This is a genomic window from Burkholderia orbicola (assembly GCF_900100915.1).
Lineage (GTDB): Bacteria > Pseudomonadota > Gammaproteobacteria > Burkholderiales > Burkholderiaceae > Burkholderia > Burkholderia orbicola.
Window position 1 is genome coordinate 709,831 of sequence record NZ_FNKW01000001.1, and the last position, 16,730, is coordinate 726,560.

The window sequence follows — 16,730 nt, forward strand, 5'->3', positions numbered from 1 at the left end:
GCGCCTTCGATGTCACCCTTTTCGTTCACCCTGCTGTTCGCGATCGCCGTACTCGCGATGGTCGTCACCAAGCTGTGGCTCGCGTCGCGGCAGATCCGCTTCGTCGCCGCGCACCGCAACGGCGTGCCCGCGCAATTCAGCGCCACCATCCCGCTGACCGCCCACCAGCGCGCGGCCGACTACACGGTCGAGCGCACCCGGCTGACGATGCTCGAGATCGTCGTCAGCGCGGCCGTGCTGGTCGGCCTCACGCTGCTCGGCGGCGTCGGCGCGCTCGACATGCTGCTGACCGGCTGGCTTGGCCGCGGCTACGGGCAGCAGGTCGCGCTGGTCGCCGCAGTGCTCGTGATCACGGGCGTGATCGACGTGCCGTTCGAGTATTACCGCCAGTTCGGCATCGAGCAGCGTTTCGGCTTCAACCGGATGACGAAGCGGCTGTTCTTCACCGACATGCTGAAGAATTCGCTGCTCGGCGCCGTGCTCGGCCTGCCGCTGCTGTTCGTCGTGCTGTGGCTGATGAACCAGGCCGGCAGCCTGTGGTGGCTGTGGACCTGGATCGTGTGGGTCGCGTTCCAGATGCTCGTGCTGCTGATCTACCCGACCTTCATCGCGCCGCTTTTCAACAAGTTCGAGCCGCTGAAGGACGACGCGCTGCGCTCGCGCATCGAGTCGCTGATGAAGCGCTGCGGCTTTGCGGCGAAGGGGCTGTTCGTGATGGACGGCAGCCGCCGCTCCGCGCACGGCAACGCGTATTTCACGGGCTTCGGCGCATCGAAGCGGATCGTGTTCTTCGACACGCTGCTCGCGCGCCTGTCCGGCCAGGAGATCGAAGCCGTACTCGCGCACGAACTCGGCCACTTCAAGCGCCGCCACGTGATGAAGCGGATGCTCGTGTCGTTCGTGCTGAGCCTCGTGCTGCTCGCGCTGCTCGGCTGGCTCGCGCAACGCACGTGGTTCTACACGGGGCTCGGCGTCACGCCGTCGCTCGACACCAGCAACGCGGGCGCCGCGCTCATCCTGTTCTTCCTCGCGATTCCGGTATTCCTGTTCTTCGCGACGCCGTTCAGCAGCCTGACGTCGCGCAAGCACGAATTCGAGGCCGACGCGTTCGCGGCCAGCCAGACCGACGCGCAGGATCTCGTCAGCGCGCTCGTGAAACTCTACGAGGACAACGCGTCGACGCTGACGCCCGACCCCGTCTACACGGCTTTCTACTACTCGCATCCGCCCGCGTCGCAGCGGATCGACCGCCTGCTGCAGCACGCATGAGCCGGCCGACTTCCCGCAAGCCGGCCCCGCGCGCATCGGGCGCGCAACGGGCCGAAGGCCGCGTGATCGCGGCGCACGGCCGCCACTACATCGTCGCCCCCGACGACGGCGGCCCGATGCTGCAATGCTTCCCGCGCGGCAAGAAGAGCGACATCGCGGTCGGCGACCGCGTCGCATACGAACTCGCGTCGGCCGACCAGGGCGTGATCGTGGAGATCGGCGAACGGCGTAACCTGCTGTACCGCTCCGACCAGTTCAAGTCGAAGCTGTTCGCGGCAAACCTCGACCAGTTGCTGATCGTGCTCGCGACCGAGCCCTATTTCAGCGAGGATCTGCTCGGCCGTGCGCTGATCGCCGCCGAAGCGAACGAGCTGAAGCCGCTCGTCGTGCTGAACAAGATCGACGTCGAGGCCGCGCTGCCGGTCGCGCGAGAGCGTCTTGCGCCGTACCGCGCGCTCGGCTACGACGTGCTCGAGCTGTCGGTGAAAGGTGCGCCGGACGATGCACGCGCGCAGTTGATGCCCCACCTGGCCGGCCATTCGACGATCCTGCTCGGCCAGTCCGGGATGGGCAAATCGACGCTCGTGAACCTGCTCGTGCCCGATGCCGAAGCCGCGACCCGCGAGATTTCGGCCGCGCTCAACAGCGGCCGTCACACGACGACGTTCACGCGCCTGTACCCGCTGGAAGGCGGCGGTGCGCTGATCGATTCGCCGGGCTTCCAGGAATTCGGCCTCTACCACTTGACGGAAGGCCGCCTCGAACGCGCGTTTCCGGAATTCCGGCCGCTGCTCGCGGACTGCCGTTTCTATAATTGTCATCATCTGCACGAGCCCGGCTGCGCGATCCTCGAAGCCGTCGCCGACGGCCGCATCGCGCCGTCGCGGCACGCGCTGTACGCGCAGCTCGTGCACGAGGCGAGCCAGATCGTCCGCTGACCGCGCGACGTGTGCGACGGCCGGCCGGCCGGCGGCAGGCCTTCATCGACAGGAGCCGCGATGCGTTTCAAGGCACCCGACCTCGCGACCGCGCAGCATTGGGCCAACGTGCTCCAGGTGGCCGGCATCGGTTGCGAGCTGCACAACTGCTACGCGACCGGCGCGCTCGGCGGCCTGCCCGCCGATGCATGCACGCCCGAGCTGTGGCTCGACGACGAACGTGACGACGCGCTCGCCCGCCGGCTGCTCGATGCCGCGTCGCACGGCCCGTCGGCGGGCGCGGCGCCCTGGCGCTGCCGGCAATGCGGCGAAGCGCTCGAAGCGCAATTCACCGCGTGCTGGCAATGCGGCGCCGTGCGCGACCCGCTCGATGACTGAACGTACTATCCTGGCGCACAGCGAAAAGGCCGGCATCGAGCCGGCCTTTTCATTTCGTCGCGCGCTGCGCTAGCGCGTCACGATACCCAGACTGCCAGCGTCAGCATCAACAGCAGGATCATCCACAGAATCACCGCTCGCCACACGAGGCCGACCGCCGACTGCAGCGTGCGCGGCGTGCAATCGTCACCAACCGTCAACGGACCGCTATCGCCAACCGCCAGCGCATCGAGGCTCGACGGTTCCGCGAGCGGCCCCGCGAGACGCGCGCCGAGCGCCCCGCTGCCGGCGGCCAGCAGTACACCGTCGTTCGGGTCGGGCCACTGGCGTGTATGGTTGCGCCACGCGTAGATCGCATCCTCGAAATTGCCGACGATCGCGAAACCGAGCGCCGTCAGTCGGGACGGAATCCAGTCGATCACGAAGAACGCGCGCTGCGCGAACGTCGAGAACGCGGCCGTGTGGTCCTCGCCCGGCGTCGACCAGCTGCGCGCGAGGTATTCGGAAATCCGGTACAGCACGGCGCCGGCCGGGCCGAGCGGCAGCACGTACCAGAAGAACACGCCGAAGACGTGGCGATGCGACGCGACGACCGCATGGATCAGCGTATGGCGGACGATCTCGCCGACCGGCATGTCGACCGTGTCGATACCCGTCCACTCGTGCAGGATTTCACGCGCGCGCGGTACGTCGTCGTTGTTGAGCGCGAGATGGATATCGGTGAAGTAGTGGCTGAACTGACGGAAGCCTAGCGTGAAATACACGACGGCGACGTTCCACAGGAACGCGAGCACGAAGCTCACCTTGTACAGCAGGAAATAGATCAGCGCGACGATCAGCACCCACGGCAGCACGACCGCGAGCCATGCGAGAAGCCCGTGTTTCTGCTTGCCGGCGTCGAGGCCATGCGCGACGGTTTCCGCATGAAACTGGAACAGCGCGAACACCGGATTGCTCGGCGACAACGCGCGGACCTGTTCGATGATGAGAGCGAGGAGAACCGAAAAGAAAGTCATGCGTGGCGCCGTCTTCGGAGTTATGTCATTTTTTGCATAACGATAGCACAGCGTCAGCCGCGCATGGCTGCCGGTGCGGTGGCCCGACGGCAGCTCGCACGCGCCAGCCGGCACGCCCGCCTAGCCGGCGGCCAAGAAGCGATACAGATTGCGAAACATGGCGGCAGTTGCGCCCCAGATGAAGTAATGCCCGTCCGGCTCGCCGTTCGGATAGGGCATGGCAAAAAAACGACGCTCGCCGCCTTCCCACCGGAACACGCGGACCTGATGGTTCGCGGGATTCATCACGAACGCGAGCGGCACTTCGAAAATCTCGGCGACTTCGAAGGTGTCGGCCTGTACGGTGAACGGCGGATGCACGAGGCCGACGACCGGCGTCACGCAGAAACCCGTGCCGGTCAGGTAGTCGGGCAGCACACCGAGAATCTCGACGCGTTCGGCGTCCAGCCCGATCTCTTCCTTCGCCTCGCGCAGCGCGGTGGCTGTCGCATCGCGGTCGAACGGCTCGCGACGGCCGCCGGGAAAACTGATTTGCCCGGCGTGGTCGTTCAGGTGATCGGCGCGCTGCGTCAGCAGCACGGTGAGGCCCGACTCGCGGACGACGAGCGGCACGAGAACGGCCGCGCTACGCGGATCGACGCCCTCCTGCAGCCTCGCCTCGCCGGGCTCGACGCTCCATTCGAGCGTGCGTGCGAAACGTTCGCGCAGGCCGGACGGCGTCAGCAACCGGGAATCGATGACAGGCAGACCGGCACCGGTGCCTTCGACCGGCAAGACTTCGGGATCGATGATGGGGCGGCGATTCAATGGGGCTCTCGGGTTCGTGTCGTATCGAGCATATTGTCGCGCCAGAATGAAAAAAGCACCCGGCTGGGTGCTTTTTCCTTACAGCTCTTACTCTTGGGAAGCTGCTGCGGCGCGATCCTTCGACACCAGCTTTTCCTTGATACGAGCCGACTTGCCCGAACGCTCGCGCAGGTAGTACAGCTTCGCACGACGCACATCACCGCGACGCTTCACGACGATGCTTGCCAGCAGCGGCGAGTACGTCTGGAACGTACGCTCGACGCCTTCGCCCGACGAGATCTTGCGGACGATGAAGTTCGAGTTCAGACCACGATTGCGAATCGCGATCACGACGCCTTCGTAAGCCTGAACGCGCTTGCGGTTACCTTCAACCACGTTCACGTTCACGATCACCGTGTCGCCCGGGGCGAAATCGGGGATGGTCTTGCCGGCGAGCGCGCGCTCGATTTCTTCCTGCTCAAGTTTTGCGATCAGATTCATTACTGACTCCTTATGCCATCGTGTCGGCGTTGACACCCGCCTGCTTCCAGGCCTGGCCCCGATAGAGGATGGATTCACATCAGGCGCCGCACACGCATGTACGGCACCGCCAATTCCCGCTCGCGCAGCCGCCTCAGGAGGCGTCCTTCGCTTCGCGTGCGAGGTTCGCGAGCCAGGCCTCGTCGGCCCGGCTCAACAACTTTTCGCGGCGCGCGCGGACGATCAGGTCCGGCCGCTTCCGCAACGTATTCCTCAATGCTTCCTGGCGCCGCCACTTCTCGATCTCGGCATGATGCCCGCCGAGCAGCACGTCCGGCACGCGCACGCCGTCGTATTCCTCGGGGCGCGTGTAGTGCGGACAATCGAGCAGGCCATCGGCGAAGCTGTCCTGCACGGCCGACAACGAATCGTTCAGCACGCCGGGCAGCAACCGCACGACTGCATCCATCATCGCCATCGCCGGCAGCTCGCCGCCTGACAGCACGAAATCGCCGAGGCTGATTTCCTCGTCGACGCAACGGTCGAGCAGGCGCTGGTCGATCGCTTCGTAGCGACCGCACAGCACGACGACGCCGGGTTCCTGCGCCATTCGCACCGCGCGATCGTGCGTGAGCGGCGCGCCTTGCGGCGACATCATCACGACGCGCGTGCTCGCGATTCCCTGCTCCGCCTGCGCCGCTTTCGCCGCGTCGATTGCGGCTTCGAGAGGCCTGGCCAGCATCACCATGCCCGGACCACCGCCGTACGGACGATCGTCGACCGTGCGGTAGTTGTCCGTCGTGAAATCACGCGGGTTCCAGGTGCGCAGCCCGAAGCGCCCCTGCTTGACGGCCCGGCTGGTGATTCCCCAGTCGGTCAGTGCACGGAACATCTCGGGAAAGAGCGTGACGACGTCGAACTGCACCGCGCTCTCGGTAACCTGGTTCATTTCAGTAATCGGCTTCCCAGTCGACGACGATGCGACGCGCCGCCTGATCCACCGTTTTGACGTAGACGCCGACGAACGGAATCAACCGCTCGTCGGTGGTCGGCTGACCGTCTTTGCCGGTTGCCGGATACTCGACACGCATGATCGAATGCACGCCGTTGTCGATCATCCCGCTCACCTTCCCGAGCGCCACCGATTGCTCGTTGACGACCTCGAGACCGATCAGGTCGACCCAATAGAATTCGTCCGCGGCGAGTGCCGGGAAATCTTCCCGGCGCACGAACACGCGAAAACCGCGCATGGACAGCGCAGCATCGCGGTCGCTGACGCCCGCGGGTTGCGCAACGACAGTGTCGCTGTGCGTCTTCGACTGCATGATGCGGACGGAAAGCCGCTCCGCACCGCGTTCCAGCCACCAGCGACGCGCGTTGAGCAGCGCGTCGCCGCCGCGACCGGCATCGGCATGCGTCGCCACCTTGACCCAGCCCTTCAGGCCGTAGGCGTCGACCACCGCCCCGACCTCGACGGCATCGTCGGGCCAGGCCTGCGTCGCTTCGGGACTGCCTTGTTCGACAGCCTGACCGGCGTTCGCGACCGAGTCGCGCTCGACCGGTTTGCGGACGAATGCGCCGAATGACGCACGCCCGCGCCTTGCATTACCGGAATCGTGACCCGCCATCAATGCACCTCACAGCCGGCACGACCGGCACACCGTGCCATGTTAGGCAGCCGGTTGCGCCTTTTGCGCTTCCTTCACGAGACGCTGGACGGTCGGCGACAGTTGCGCGCCAACGCCTTGCCAGTACGTCAGGCGATCCTGAGCGATACGCAGCGATTCGCCCTTCGTGGCGACCGGGTTGTAGAAGCCGACGCGCTCGATGAAGCGGCCGTCACGACGGTTGCGCGAATCGGTAGCAACGATGTTGTAGAACGGGCGCTTCTTCGAGCCGCCACGAGCCAGACGGATGATAACCATATGATGTCCTTCGGGAAAACCGGGTTCGAAACTACTGAAACACGCGATTATAGCCGGAAACCAGAGGTACAACAAACACTTACGCGTAAAAAACCGCGGACGGCCCGTCCGCCGGGCATACAATCGTCGTGTCCAGGACGTTCCCGACCGTCATGCCGCCCCTTCGCGCCACCCCGATGCACCGCGTCCAGCGCCAAGTCGCGGCGCTGCTGGCCGGCCTTGCCTGCCTCGCGTCCGCACCGGCGTTTGCCGCGCCGCTGCCGGTGAACGAACTCGTCGTGCCGCCCGGCTTCCATATAGACGTGCTGACCGACGCCGTCCCGGCCGCGCGCGAAATGGCGTGGTCGCCAAGCGGCATCCTGTATGTCGGCTCGCGGGACGGCCGCGTCCACGCGTTCGTCATGCACGAGGGCCGGATCAATGCGCACTATGTCGTCGCGTCCGGGCTCGACCTGCCCGTCGGCGTCGCCTACCGCGACGGCGCCCTCTATATATCCGCCGTCTCGCGCATCCTGCGCCTCGATCATATCGACGACCGGCTCGCAAAACCGCCCGCCCCCGTCGTCGTGACCGATGCGCTGCCGACCGACCACCATCACGGCTGGAAATTCATCGCGTTCGGCCCCGACGGCAAGCTGTACGTGCCGACCGGCGCGCCGTGCAATGTCTGCCTCCCCGATCGCAATCGCTACGCGATCATCGCGCGGATGAATGCCGACGGCAGCGGGCGCGAAGTGGTCGCCCGCGGCATACGCAATACGGTCGGCTTTGCATGGCACCCCGATTCGGGCGAGCTGTGGTTCACCGACAACGGGCGCGACATGATGGGCGACGACGTACCGGACGACAAGCTGAACCGCGCGCCGCGCGCCGGCCTCGATTTCGGCTTTCCATACTGCCACGGCGGCGATACGCCCGACCCCGAATTCGGCAGCGCCGACGTCTGCCGACGTTATGTGCCGCCCGTCCTGAAACTCGGCGCGCACGTCGCGGCGCTCGGGATGCGCTTCTACACCGGGCCGATGTTTCCGGCGTCGTATCGCAACAATGTCTTCATTGCCGAACACGGCTCGTGGAACCGCAGCACGAAGGTCGGCTACCGCGTGATGCGCGTGGTCGTCTCGGCGGACGGCAGCCACGCGCAGCAGACACCGTTCGTCACGGGATGGCTGAGGCCCGACGGCACGGTATGGGGACGCCCGGCCGATGTATTGCCGCTGCCGGACGGATCGCTGCTCGTCAGCGACGATTACGCGGGCGCGATCTACCGCGTGACTTATGCGGCACCTTGACGCAGCCGAGGGGTGACCGGGCCCGACCGGGCATCGTAGAATGCGTGCCGGGCCGCGCGCCCGCGCCGGCCTGCCGGCCCCGCCCATGCCAACGACAACACGCCGCCATCCATGTCCAGCAGCACCGCATCGCCCCGCCGCTTCCGCTCCAAGACGCTCACCGCCGCCCTCGCGTTCCTGCTCGGGTCGATCGGCGCACACCGCTTCTATCTGTACGGTTTCCGCGACGTGTACGGCTGGGCCCACTTGTTCGCCACGATCGTCGGCATCCCGGGCTTCCTGCTGCTCGCCGCAACCCAGCGCAGCGCCGGCCTTGGCTGGTGGCTCGCGGTACCCGGCGCCATCTCGCTGCTGGCGGCATTTCTCGCCGCACTCGTCTACGGGCTGCGCCCCGACGAAAAATGGGATGCGCAATTCAACGCGGACACCGGCAAGCACAGCAAGTCGGGCTGGACGGTGATCTTCGTCGTGATTTTCTCGCTGCTGATCGGCGCGTTCCTGTTGATGACCGCGCTCGCGCTGTCGTTCCAGACATACTTCGAATCGCAGGTCGAAGCAGCCAAGCAGATTTCGCAGTAAGCACGACCAATACGGTCGATACGGCTCGCCGGCAACTGCGTTGCCTGCTGGTCAGAACAGGTTCAACTGCATGTCGTCGCGCGACTTCGCGCCGGCTGCACGAACCGCGACACGCGGCGCCGGCACCGCGGCGCCCGGCGCACCGCTGAACCGCGACAGATCGAGAATGCCGTTCGTGCGTTCGTTCAACCCGAGCCGCTTGACCGCCTGACGGAAGCGCTGCCGCAACAGGTCGGCCCAGATCCCCTCCCCCTTCATCCGTTTCGAGAAATCCGAGTCGTAATCCTTGCCGCCGCGCATGTCGCGCACGCGGTTCATCACGCGCTCCGCACGATCGGGAAAATGCGCGGCAAGCCACTGCTTGAACAGCGGCGCAACCTCCCACGGCAACCTCAGGATGATGTAGCTCGCATGCGTCGCGCCGGCTTCCGCGCAGGCCTCCAGCACGCGCTCCATGTCGGGCTCGGTCACGAACGGGATCACCGGTGCGATGCTCACGCCGACCGGCACGCCTGCATCGCGCAGTGCACGGATCGTGCGCAACCGCCGCGCCGGGGTGGCCGCGCGCGGCTCGAGCGTGCGCGCGAGCTCGGCATCGAGCGTCGTGATCGTGACCGCCGCCATCACCTGCCCGCGTTCGGCCATCGGCGCGAGCAGGTCGAGATCGCGCTCGATCAGCGACGACTTCGTGATCGCCGCGAACGGCAGCCCGCGATCGTGCATCACCTGGATCACGCTGCGCGTGATGCGCAGGTCGCGCTCGACCGGCTGGTACGCGTCGGTATTGACGCCGAGCGCGATCGGCTCCGGCACGTAGCGCTTGCGCGAAATCTCGCGCTCGAGCAGTTCGGCCGCGTTCACCTTCGCGTAGATGCGGCTTTCGAAATCGAGCCCCGGCGACAGCCCGAGGTAGCTGTGCGTAGGCCGCGCGAAGCAGTAGATACAACCGTGCTCGCAGCCGCGATACGGATTGAGCGACACGCTGAACGGAATATCGGGCGACTGGTTACGCGTCAGGATGCTCTTCGCCCGCTCCTCGAATACCTGCGTGCGCAGCGGCGCGGGGAAATCGGCGTCATCGGACGCGTGCGTCCAGCCGTCGTCCACGGCTTCGCGCTGCGCGAGCTCATACCGCCCCTGCAGGTTGTCGACCGCACCGCGCCCCTTGCGGGGCACGGGCGGCGCTATCGGAAATTCGTTGTCGGACCGATCGTCCATGTGCCCACCCATTCGCCTGCACCCAATACTGTATATTTATACAGTATTGGGTGCAGCATGCCAAGGGCGGGATAAAGGGCCCGACGGCGAACCGCCGTCGCGTTACTCGCCGACGGCGATCGTCAGCGTTTCCTTGATTTCCTCCATCACGACATAGCTCTTCGACTGCACGGCGCCCGGCAACTGCAGCAGGATGTCGCCCAGCAGTTTCCGGTAGTCAGCCATCTCCCCGATCCGCGCCTTGATCAGGTAGTCGAAATCGCCGGAGACGAGATGGCATTCGAGCACCTCGTCGATCTTCATCACTTCCCGGCGGAATTGCTCGAACATGTTGCCGCCCTTGTGGCCGAGCGTGATCTCGACGAACACCAGCAGCGCGGCCCCCAACTGGCCCGGATCGACCCGCGCGTGATAGCCGGTGATCACGCCGTCGCGCTCCATGCGCCTCACGCGCTCGATGCACGGCGTGACGGTCAGGCCGACCTGTTCCGCGAGGTCTTTCATCGCCATCCGGCCGTCGTCCTGGAGCAGTTTCAGGATGCGCCGGTCGAGCTTGTCGAGCGAGCGTACGGGCTGACGTTGCGTTCTCATTTGTTTATGCTGAAAACCAGAAAAATACAATAACAAAAACTGCACATTCGACAATACCATAGCGCAAAAAACTAGATCAGCTAGAGGTTACACGGAGCCGCAGGTGCGCCCGGCCTCGACCTGATTCCTTCGATCTGGAGCAGCTATGCGAGTCGTCATTCTGGGCAGCGGTGTAGTGGGCGTGGCAAGCGCGTATTACCTTGCGCGCGCCGGCCATGAAGTCACGGTGATCGACCGGGAAGCCGGCCCGGCGCTGGAGACGAGTTTCGCGAACGCAGGCCAGATCTCGCCCGGCTATGCGGCGCCGTGGGCCGCGCCCGGCGTGCCGCTGAAGGCCGTCAAATGGATGTTCGAAAAGCATGCGCCGCTCGCGATCCGCCTCGACGGCACGCGCTTCCAGCTCCAGTGGATGGCTCAGATGCTGCGCAACTGCACGGCCGAGCGCTATGCAGTCAACAAGGGCCGGATGGTCCGTCTCGCCGAATACAGCCGCGACTGCCTGCAGGCGCTGCGCGCCGATACCGGCATCCAGTACGAAGGCCGCACGGGCGGCACGCTGCAACTGTTCCGCACGCAGCAGCAGCTCGACGGCGCGGCGAAGGACATCGCCGTGCTGCAGGAAGCGAACGTGCCGTTCGAACTGCTGTCGCCGGCCGAACTGAAGCATGCCGAACCGGCCCTCGCCGCCGTCTCGCACAAGCTGACGGGCGGCCTGCGCCTGCCGGGCGACGAAACGGGCGATTGCCAGCTGTTCACGACGCGCCTCGCCGCGCTCGCCGAATCGCTCGGCGTCAAGTTCCGCTACAACACGCCGATCGATGCGCTCGCGATCGCGGGCGGCAAGATCGCCGGCGTGCAGTGCGGCAGCGAGACGGTGCGCGCGGATGCGTACGTCGTCGCGCTCGGCTCGTACTCGACGAACTTCGTCTCGAACCTGATGAAGATCCCCGTCTATCCGCTGAAGGGCTATTCGATCACCGCGCCGATCGTCGACGCAGCGGCCGCGCCCGTATCGACCGTGCTCGACGAGACCTACAAGATCGCGATCACGCGCTTCGACCAGCGCATCCGCGTCGGCGGCATGGCGGAAATCGTCGGCTTCGACAAGACGCTGCGCGCGGCGCGCCGCGAGACGCTCGAGATGTGCGTAAACGACCTGTTCCCGGGCGGCGGCGACACGTCGAAGGCCACGTTCTGGACGGGCCTGCGCCCGATGACCCCGGACGGCACGCCGATCGTCGGCCGCACGCCGGTGTCGAACCTGTTCCTGAACACCGGCCACGGCACGCTCGGCTGGACGATGTCGTGCGGCTCGGGCCAACTGCTCGCCGACCTGATCTCCGGGAAGAAGCCGGCAATCCAGGCCGACGACCTGTCGGTGCATCGTTACCTGAAGGACGCGCCCGGCCAGACACGCCCGGCCTACGCGTAAATCGGAACGGCCCGCGGCGGTGCGGGCTCGTTGCATCAGCGAAAAAGGCGCCCTCGGGCGCTTTTTTCGTTTCGGCGACTGCGCGTGCGAGCGCCCGCTCGGCACGAGGCTTCAGCCGACTTGTGCATGGCGCTTGTCGCGCGTCGGGCGAATCGACGCTATCGAACGGACATACGTGCACGACGATGCGTTCCGCTCGGCACCGGGCAATCGCGGATCGTCCGGGAGAACGACGCACGCGCCTCTTCAGCGATGACACAACAAAAAGGGGCGCTCATCGCGCCCCTCGTGCTACATGCTTACCGCCGAAGCGTCACGCCGCATCAGCCGAGCTCGGTCACGAGCTCCGGCACGAGCGAGAACAGATCGCCGACGAGGCCGTAATCGGCCACGCTGAAGATCGGTGCCTCCGGATCCTTGTTGATCGCGACGATCACCTTCGAATCCTTCATGCCGGCCAGATGCTGGATCGCACCCGAGATACCGACCGCGATGTACAGCTGCGGCGCGACGATCTTGCCGGTCTGGCCGACCTGGTAGTCGTTCGGCACGTAGCCGGCGTCGACTGCCGCGCGCGATGCGCCGAGCGCTGCCGACAACTTGTCGGCCAGCGGCTCCAGCACCTTCGTGTAGTTCTCGCCGCTGCCCAGACCGCGGCCGCCCGACACGATGATGCTCGCCGACGTCAGTTCCGGACGGTCCAGCTTCGTTACCTCACGGCTCACGAACTGCGACTTGCCGGCGTCTGCCGCTGCTTCGATCTTGTCGACCGATGCGCTGCCGCCTTCCGCTGCCACCGGATCGAAGCCCGTTGCACGCACCGTGATGACCTTGATCGGGTCGCTCGACTGCACCGTCGCGATCGCGTTGCCCGCGTAGATCGGGCGCTCGAACGTGTCGGCCGAATCGACTGCCGTGATGTCCGAGATCTGCGCGACGTCCAGCTTCGCGGCGATACGCGGCGCGATGTTCTTGCCGTAGGCCGTCGCCGGCGCGAGGATATGCGAGTAGTCCTTCGCGATGTTCAGTGTGGTCGCCTCGACGTTTTCCGCCAGACCTTCGGCCAGTTGCGGCGCGTCGGCCAGCAGCACCTTCGAGACACCTGCGATCTTCGCTGCCGCGTCGGCAGCCGCTTGCGCGTTGTGGCCCGCGACCAGCACGTGGATGTCGCCGCCAATCTTCGCGGCCGCCGCCACCGTGTTCAGCGTCGCGGCCTTGATCGACGCGTTGTCGTGTTCTGCAATCACCAGAATCGTCATTTCTTTCCGCTCCCTCTTACAGCACCTTGGCTTCGGTCTTCAGCTTCTCGACCAGCGTCTTCACGTCCGGCACCTTCACGCCGGCTGCGCGCTTCGGCGGCTCGACCACCTTCAGCGTCTTCAGACGCGGCGCGACGTCCACACCGAGGTCTTCCGGCTTCACGGTTTCCAGCGGCTTCTTCTTCGCCTTCATGATGTTCGGCAGCGTCACGTAGCGCGGCTCGTTCAGGCGCAGGTCGGTCGTCACGACCGCCGGCAGCGTCAGCGACAGCGTTTCCGCGCCGCCGTCGACTTCGCGTGCCACCGTTGCCTTGCCGTCGGCCACCGTCACCTTCGACGCGAACGTCGCTTGCGGGAGACCTGCCAGCGCAGCCAGCATCTGGCCCGTCTGGTTCGAATCGTCGTCGATCGCCTGCTTGCCGAGGATCACCAGCTGCGGCTGTTCCTTGTCGACCAGCGCTTTCAGGATCTTCGCGACGGCCAGCGGCTCGACGCTGTCGTTCGACTCGACGAGGATCGCGCGATCCGCGCCGATCGCGAGCGCCGTGCGCAGCGTTTCCTGCGCTTGCGTGACGCCCACCGACACCGCGATCACTTCGGTCGCGACGCCTGCTTCCTTGAGGCGCACCGCTTCTTCAACGGCGATTTCGTCGAACGGGTTCATCGACATCTTCACGTTCGCGATGTCGACGCCCGTGTTGTCCGACTTCACGCGGACCTTCACGTTGTAATCGACCACTCTTTTCACTGGCACCAGGATTTTCATGCACACGCTCCAAAGTTACGAATACGACCAGAGGCCATTTTATAGCGAGGCCTCATGACTGCGCGGCCAGGCGGACCCAACCATGATGGTTGTCGAGGATACCGCTTCTTGGCGACGCGCCAATGATAGCGAACGGTCGTTCTATTTTAAAAGAGAAAAAACCCGGACGCAAAGCCCGGGTTTTCGATCATCGACTCTAATCCCGCCGGGCGTCCCCTGCTCCGCCCCGTTACCAGGCGGCGATGACCGCGCCGCCGAACTTGCCTTCGATGAACTGCTTCACGTCGGCCGAGTGATACGCCGCAATCAGCTTGGCGACCCACGGCTTGTTCCGGTCCGCCTCACGGATCGCGAGGATGTTCGCGTACGGGCCGCTCGGGCCCTCGATCGCGATCGCGTCCTGCTTCGGTTTCAACCCCGCTTCCATCGCGTAATTGGTATTGATCGCGGCCGCGTCGACGTCGCCGAGCGAGCGCGGAATCTGCGCCGCGTCGAGTTCGACGATCTTCAGCTTGCGCGGATTGTCGACGATATCGAGCGGCGTCGCCTTCAGCCCCGCATCCGCGCGCAGCTTCAGCAGCCCCTGCTTCTGCAGCAACAGCAGCGCGCGGCCGCCGTTGGTCGGATCGTTCGGGACCGCGACGCGCGCGCCCGGCTTCAGTTCGGCCAGCGACTTCACGCGCTTCGAGTAGATGCCCATCGGGAACGTGACGGTATCGGCGACCTTGATCAGCTTGTAGCCGCGGTCCCTCACCTGCGCCTGCAGATACGGATCGTGCTGGTAGCTGTTCGCGTCGAGGTCGCCCGACGCGAGCGCGGCGTTCGGCTGCACGTAATCGGAGAATTCGACGATGCGGATCTCCAGGCCGTCCTTCGCCGCGACCTTCTTCACCACTTCCATGATCTGCGCGTGCGGGCCGCCCGTCACGCCGACCTTGATGGTTTCGGCCTGGGCATGCGCGCCCGCGAACAGCGCGGCCGCGCCCAGCGCCGCCGCGAATTTCAGCATGAAGCGTCGTTGCATCGTTTCTCCCCTGTCGGATCGGTTTGGTCTTATTTGTGGCTCAACCGGCGCACCAGCCAGTCGCCGAACGATTGCACGATCTGCACGAACACGATCAGGATCGCGACGACCGTCCACATCACTTCCGGCAGATAGCGCTGGTAACCGTAACGGATACCGAGATCGCCAAGCCCGCCGCCGCCGATCGCGCCCGCCATAGCCGAATAGCCGACCAGCGACACGAACGTGATCGTCAGGCCCGCGACGATGCCCGGCAGCGATTCGGGCAACAACACCTTGAAGACGATCTGCGACGTGGTCGCGCCCATCGATTGCGCAGCCTCGATCAATCCGCGGTCGACCTCGCGCAGCGCCGTTTCGACGAGACGCGCGATGAACGGCGCGGACGCGAGCGTCAGCGGCACGACCGCCGCGGCCGTGCCGATCGACGAACCGGTGACGAGCCGCGTGAACGGGATCACCGCGACCAGCAGGATGATGAACGGCGTCGAACGGACCGCGTTCACGATGCCGCCGAGCACGCGATTCACCGCGAGGTTCTGCAGCACGCCCTGGCGATCGGTCAGGTACAGCAGCACGCCGAGCGGCAGGCCGACGAGCGCGCCGACCGCCCCGGAGATGCCGACCATGATCAGCGTCTCCCAGAACGACTGCACGAACATATCGAACATCTCACTCAACATACGAAAGCTCCTCTACCACCACACCTTGCTCGCGCAGGAACGCGAGCGCCTGCCCGACCTTGCCCGGCTCGCCGCCCGCGAGCACCGCGAGCGAACCGAATGCCTGCCCCTGGATCTCGTCGATCTGGCCATGCAGGATGTTGAAATCGAGTTCGTACCGGCGGATCGTCTCCGACAGGATCGGCTGGTCGACCCCCGAGCCCGTGAACGCGAGCCGCAGCAGATGCCCGCGGCCCGTCTTCAACCGCTCGGCCACGCGCGCCTTCAGCGCGGGCGGCAGTTCCTGCGCGATCACGTCGCCGATCAGCGCACGCGTCACTTCGTGATGCGGCTGCAGGAACACGTCGATCACGCGGCCTTCCTCGACCACGCGCCCGGCATCGAGCACCGCGACGCGATCGCAGACCTGCTTGATCACTTCCATCTGGTGCGTGATCAGCACGATCGTCAGGCCGAGCTCGCGATTGATGCGTTTCAGCAGGTCGAGAATCGAACGCGTGGTTTCGGGATCGAGCGCGGACGTCGCTTCGTCCGACAGCAGCACCTTCGGCTGGCTCGCCAGCGCGCGGGCGATGCCGACGCGCTGCTTCTGCCCGCCGCTGATCTGCGACGGATAGCGATCCTTCTGCGCGGACAGCCCGACCAGATCGAGCAGCGGCAGCACGGCGGCCTCGATGTCGGCACGGCTGGCGCCGGCCAGCTCCAGCGGCAGCGCGACGTTGTCGAACACCGTGCGCGACGACAGCAGGTTGAAGTGCTGGAAGATCATGCCGATCTCGCGGCGCGCTTCGCGCAGCGCGCTGGCCGACAGCAGCGTCAGATCGCGCCCGCCGACGACGACATTGCCTTCGGTCGGCCGCGTGAGCAGGTTGATGGTGCGCACGAGCGTGCTCTTGCCGGCGCCGCTTCGGCCGATGATGCCGAACACCTCGCCTTGCGGGATCGTCAGGTTGACGTTGTGCAGCGCTTCAACCCAGCCGCCCGGGCCGGGGAAACGCTGCGAGAGATTGCGTAATTCGATCATGTAAACAAAACGGCGGCCGGCCGGCGAGATGGCCCGCCAGTCGGCCGCCGATGCATCTGGAATAGCCGGC

At 65.7% G+C, this 16,730-nt stretch carries 19 protein-coding genes; 6 read left to right on the top strand and 13 right to left on the bottom strand.

Annotated elements, in window-relative coordinates; genetic code table 11:
* Positions 1-9: 9 nt before the first annotated feature.
* Genes BLS50_RS03340 through BLS50_RS03350 form a run of 3 tightly spaced genes read left to right on the top strand, consistent with a single transcriptional unit; the run spans position 10 to position 2,585 of the window.
* Complete coding sequence (locus BLS50_RS03340) at positions 10-1,269, top strand: M48 family metallopeptidase (protein WP_074800746.1); 1,260 nt, start codon at positions 10-12, stop codon at positions 1,267-1,269.
* Positions 1,266-2,207, top strand: a complete 942-nt coding sequence (gene rsgA, locus BLS50_RS03345) for a ribosome small subunit-dependent GTPase A (RefSeq protein ID WP_011544903.1) — start codon at positions 1,266-1,268, stop codon at positions 2,205-2,207. Before BLS50_RS03340 ends, rsgA begins: the two co-directional genes overlap by 4 nt.
* A 60-nt stretch (positions 2,208-2,267) precedes the next feature.
* Positions 2,268-2,585, top strand: a complete 318-nt coding sequence (locus BLS50_RS03350) for a putative signal transducing protein (protein WP_011351362.1) — start codon at positions 2,268-2,270, stop codon at positions 2,583-2,585.
* Between the two features lie 77 nt (positions 2,586-2,662).
* On the opposite strand, the gene BLS50_RS03355 is transcribed toward BLS50_RS03350, so the two are convergent.
* The 6 genes from BLS50_RS03355 to rpsP all read right to left on the bottom strand — a co-directional run bounded on the left by BLS50_RS03355 (position 2,663) and on the right by rpsP (position 6,792).
* The gene (locus BLS50_RS03355) at positions 2,663-3,601 is read right to left on the bottom strand and encodes a CobD/CbiB family protein (RefSeq protein WP_074800748.1); all 939 of its coding nucleotides are present in this window, start codon (positions 3,599-3,601) and stop codon (positions 2,663-2,665) included.
* A 120-nt stretch (positions 3,602-3,721) separates the two neighbouring features.
* Positions 3,722-4,408: a CoA pyrophosphatase gene (locus BLS50_RS03360; protein ID WP_011544902.1), complete on the bottom strand. Its 687-nt coding sequence runs from the start codon at positions 4,406-4,408 to the stop codon at positions 3,722-3,724.
* Positions 4,409-4,495: 87 nt separating this feature from the next.
* A complete protein-coding gene (gene rplS, locus BLS50_RS03365; RefSeq protein WP_006486838.1) occupies positions 4,496-4,888 on the bottom strand; it encodes a 50S ribosomal protein L19 in 393 nt (130 codons plus the stop codon).
* A 133-nt stretch (positions 4,889-5,021) separates the two neighbouring features.
* Entirely contained in the window at positions 5,022-5,816 is a 795-nt protein-coding gene (gene trmD, locus BLS50_RS03370; RefSeq protein WP_006476548.1) for a tRNA (guanosine(37)-N1)-methyltransferase TrmD, read from the bottom strand.
* Position 5,817: 1 nt separating this feature from the next.
* Entirely contained in the window at positions 5,818-6,495 is a 678-nt protein-coding gene (rimM, locus tag BLS50_RS03375) for a ribosome maturation factor RimM (protein WP_023475838.1), read from the bottom strand.
* Between the two features lie 42 nt (positions 6,496-6,537).
* Positions 6,538-6,792: a 30S ribosomal protein S16 gene (rpsP, locus tag BLS50_RS03380; RefSeq protein WP_006476550.1), complete on the bottom strand. Its 255-nt coding sequence runs from the start codon at positions 6,790-6,792 to the stop codon at positions 6,538-6,540.
* A gap of 152 nt (positions 6,793-6,944) precedes the next feature.
* Between rpsP and BLS50_RS03385 the strand changes: the two genes are divergently transcribed.
* Positions 6,945-8,084: a PQQ-dependent sugar dehydrogenase gene (locus tag BLS50_RS03385; RefSeq protein ID WP_074800751.1), complete on the top strand. Its 1,140-nt coding sequence runs from the start codon at positions 6,945-6,947 to the stop codon at positions 8,082-8,084.
* Positions 8,085-8,195: 111 nt separating this feature from the next.
* Positions 8,196-8,663 carry an NINE protein gene (locus BLS50_RS03390; RefSeq protein WP_074800753.1) on the top strand — a complete coding sequence of 156 codons (468 nt, stop codon included), beginning with the start codon at positions 8,196-8,198 and terminating at the stop codon, positions 8,661-8,663.
* Between the two features lie 51 nt (positions 8,664-8,714).
* Here the strand turns inward: BLS50_RS03390 and BLS50_RS03395 are convergent, their stop codons facing one another.
* The gene (locus BLS50_RS03395; RefSeq protein WP_074800756.1) at positions 8,715-9,893 is read right to left on the bottom strand and encodes a PA0069 family radical SAM protein; all 1,179 of its coding nucleotides are present in this window, start codon (positions 9,891-9,893) and stop codon (positions 8,715-8,717) included.
* A 90-nt stretch (positions 9,894-9,983) separates the two neighbouring features.
* Positions 9,984-10,472, bottom strand: coding sequence for an Lrp/AsnC ligand binding domain-containing protein (locus BLS50_RS03400; protein WP_012492860.1), 489 nt, complete (start codon positions 10,470-10,472; stop codon positions 9,984-9,986).
* A 145-nt stretch (positions 10,473-10,617) separates the two neighbouring features.
* Here BLS50_RS03400 and BLS50_RS03405 point away from each other — a divergent pair, with 145 nt between their 5' ends.
* Positions 10,618-11,904: a D-amino acid dehydrogenase gene (locus BLS50_RS03405; protein ID WP_074800758.1), complete on the top strand. Its 1,287-nt coding sequence runs from the start codon at positions 10,618-10,620 to the stop codon at positions 11,902-11,904.
* A gap of 323 nt (positions 11,905-12,227) precedes the next feature.
* Here the strand turns inward: BLS50_RS03405 and BLS50_RS03410 are convergent, their stop codons facing one another.
* The 5 genes from BLS50_RS03410 to BLS50_RS03430 form a co-directional block, all read right to left on the bottom strand.
* The gene (locus BLS50_RS03410; RefSeq protein ID WP_074800762.1) at positions 12,228-13,163 is read right to left on the bottom strand and encodes an electron transfer flavoprotein subunit alpha/FixB family protein; all 936 of its coding nucleotides are present in this window, start codon (positions 13,161-13,163) and stop codon (positions 12,228-12,230) included.
* A 16-nt stretch (positions 13,164-13,179) separates the two neighbouring features.
* A complete protein-coding gene (locus BLS50_RS03415) occupies positions 13,180-13,929 on the bottom strand; it encodes an electron transfer flavoprotein subunit beta/FixA family protein (RefSeq protein WP_006496532.1) in 750 nt (249 codons plus the stop codon).
* A gap of 229 nt (positions 13,930-14,158) precedes the next feature.
* Positions 14,159-14,953, bottom strand: a complete 795-nt coding sequence (locus BLS50_RS03420; RefSeq protein ID WP_074800765.1) for a MetQ/NlpA family ABC transporter substrate-binding protein — start codon at positions 14,951-14,953, stop codon at positions 14,159-14,161.
* A 29-nt stretch (positions 14,954-14,982) separates the two neighbouring features.
* Positions 14,983-15,636 carry a methionine ABC transporter permease gene (locus BLS50_RS03425; RefSeq protein WP_006476559.1) on the bottom strand — a complete coding sequence of 218 codons (654 nt, stop codon included), beginning with the start codon at positions 15,634-15,636 and terminating at the stop codon, positions 14,983-14,985.
* Positions 15,626-16,660: a methionine ABC transporter ATP-binding protein gene (locus BLS50_RS03430; protein WP_074800768.1), complete on the bottom strand. Its 1,035-nt coding sequence runs from the start codon at positions 16,658-16,660 to the stop codon at positions 15,626-15,628. Before BLS50_RS03430 ends, BLS50_RS03425 begins: the two co-directional genes overlap by 11 nt.
* Positions 16,661-16,730 lie beyond the last annotated feature (70 nt).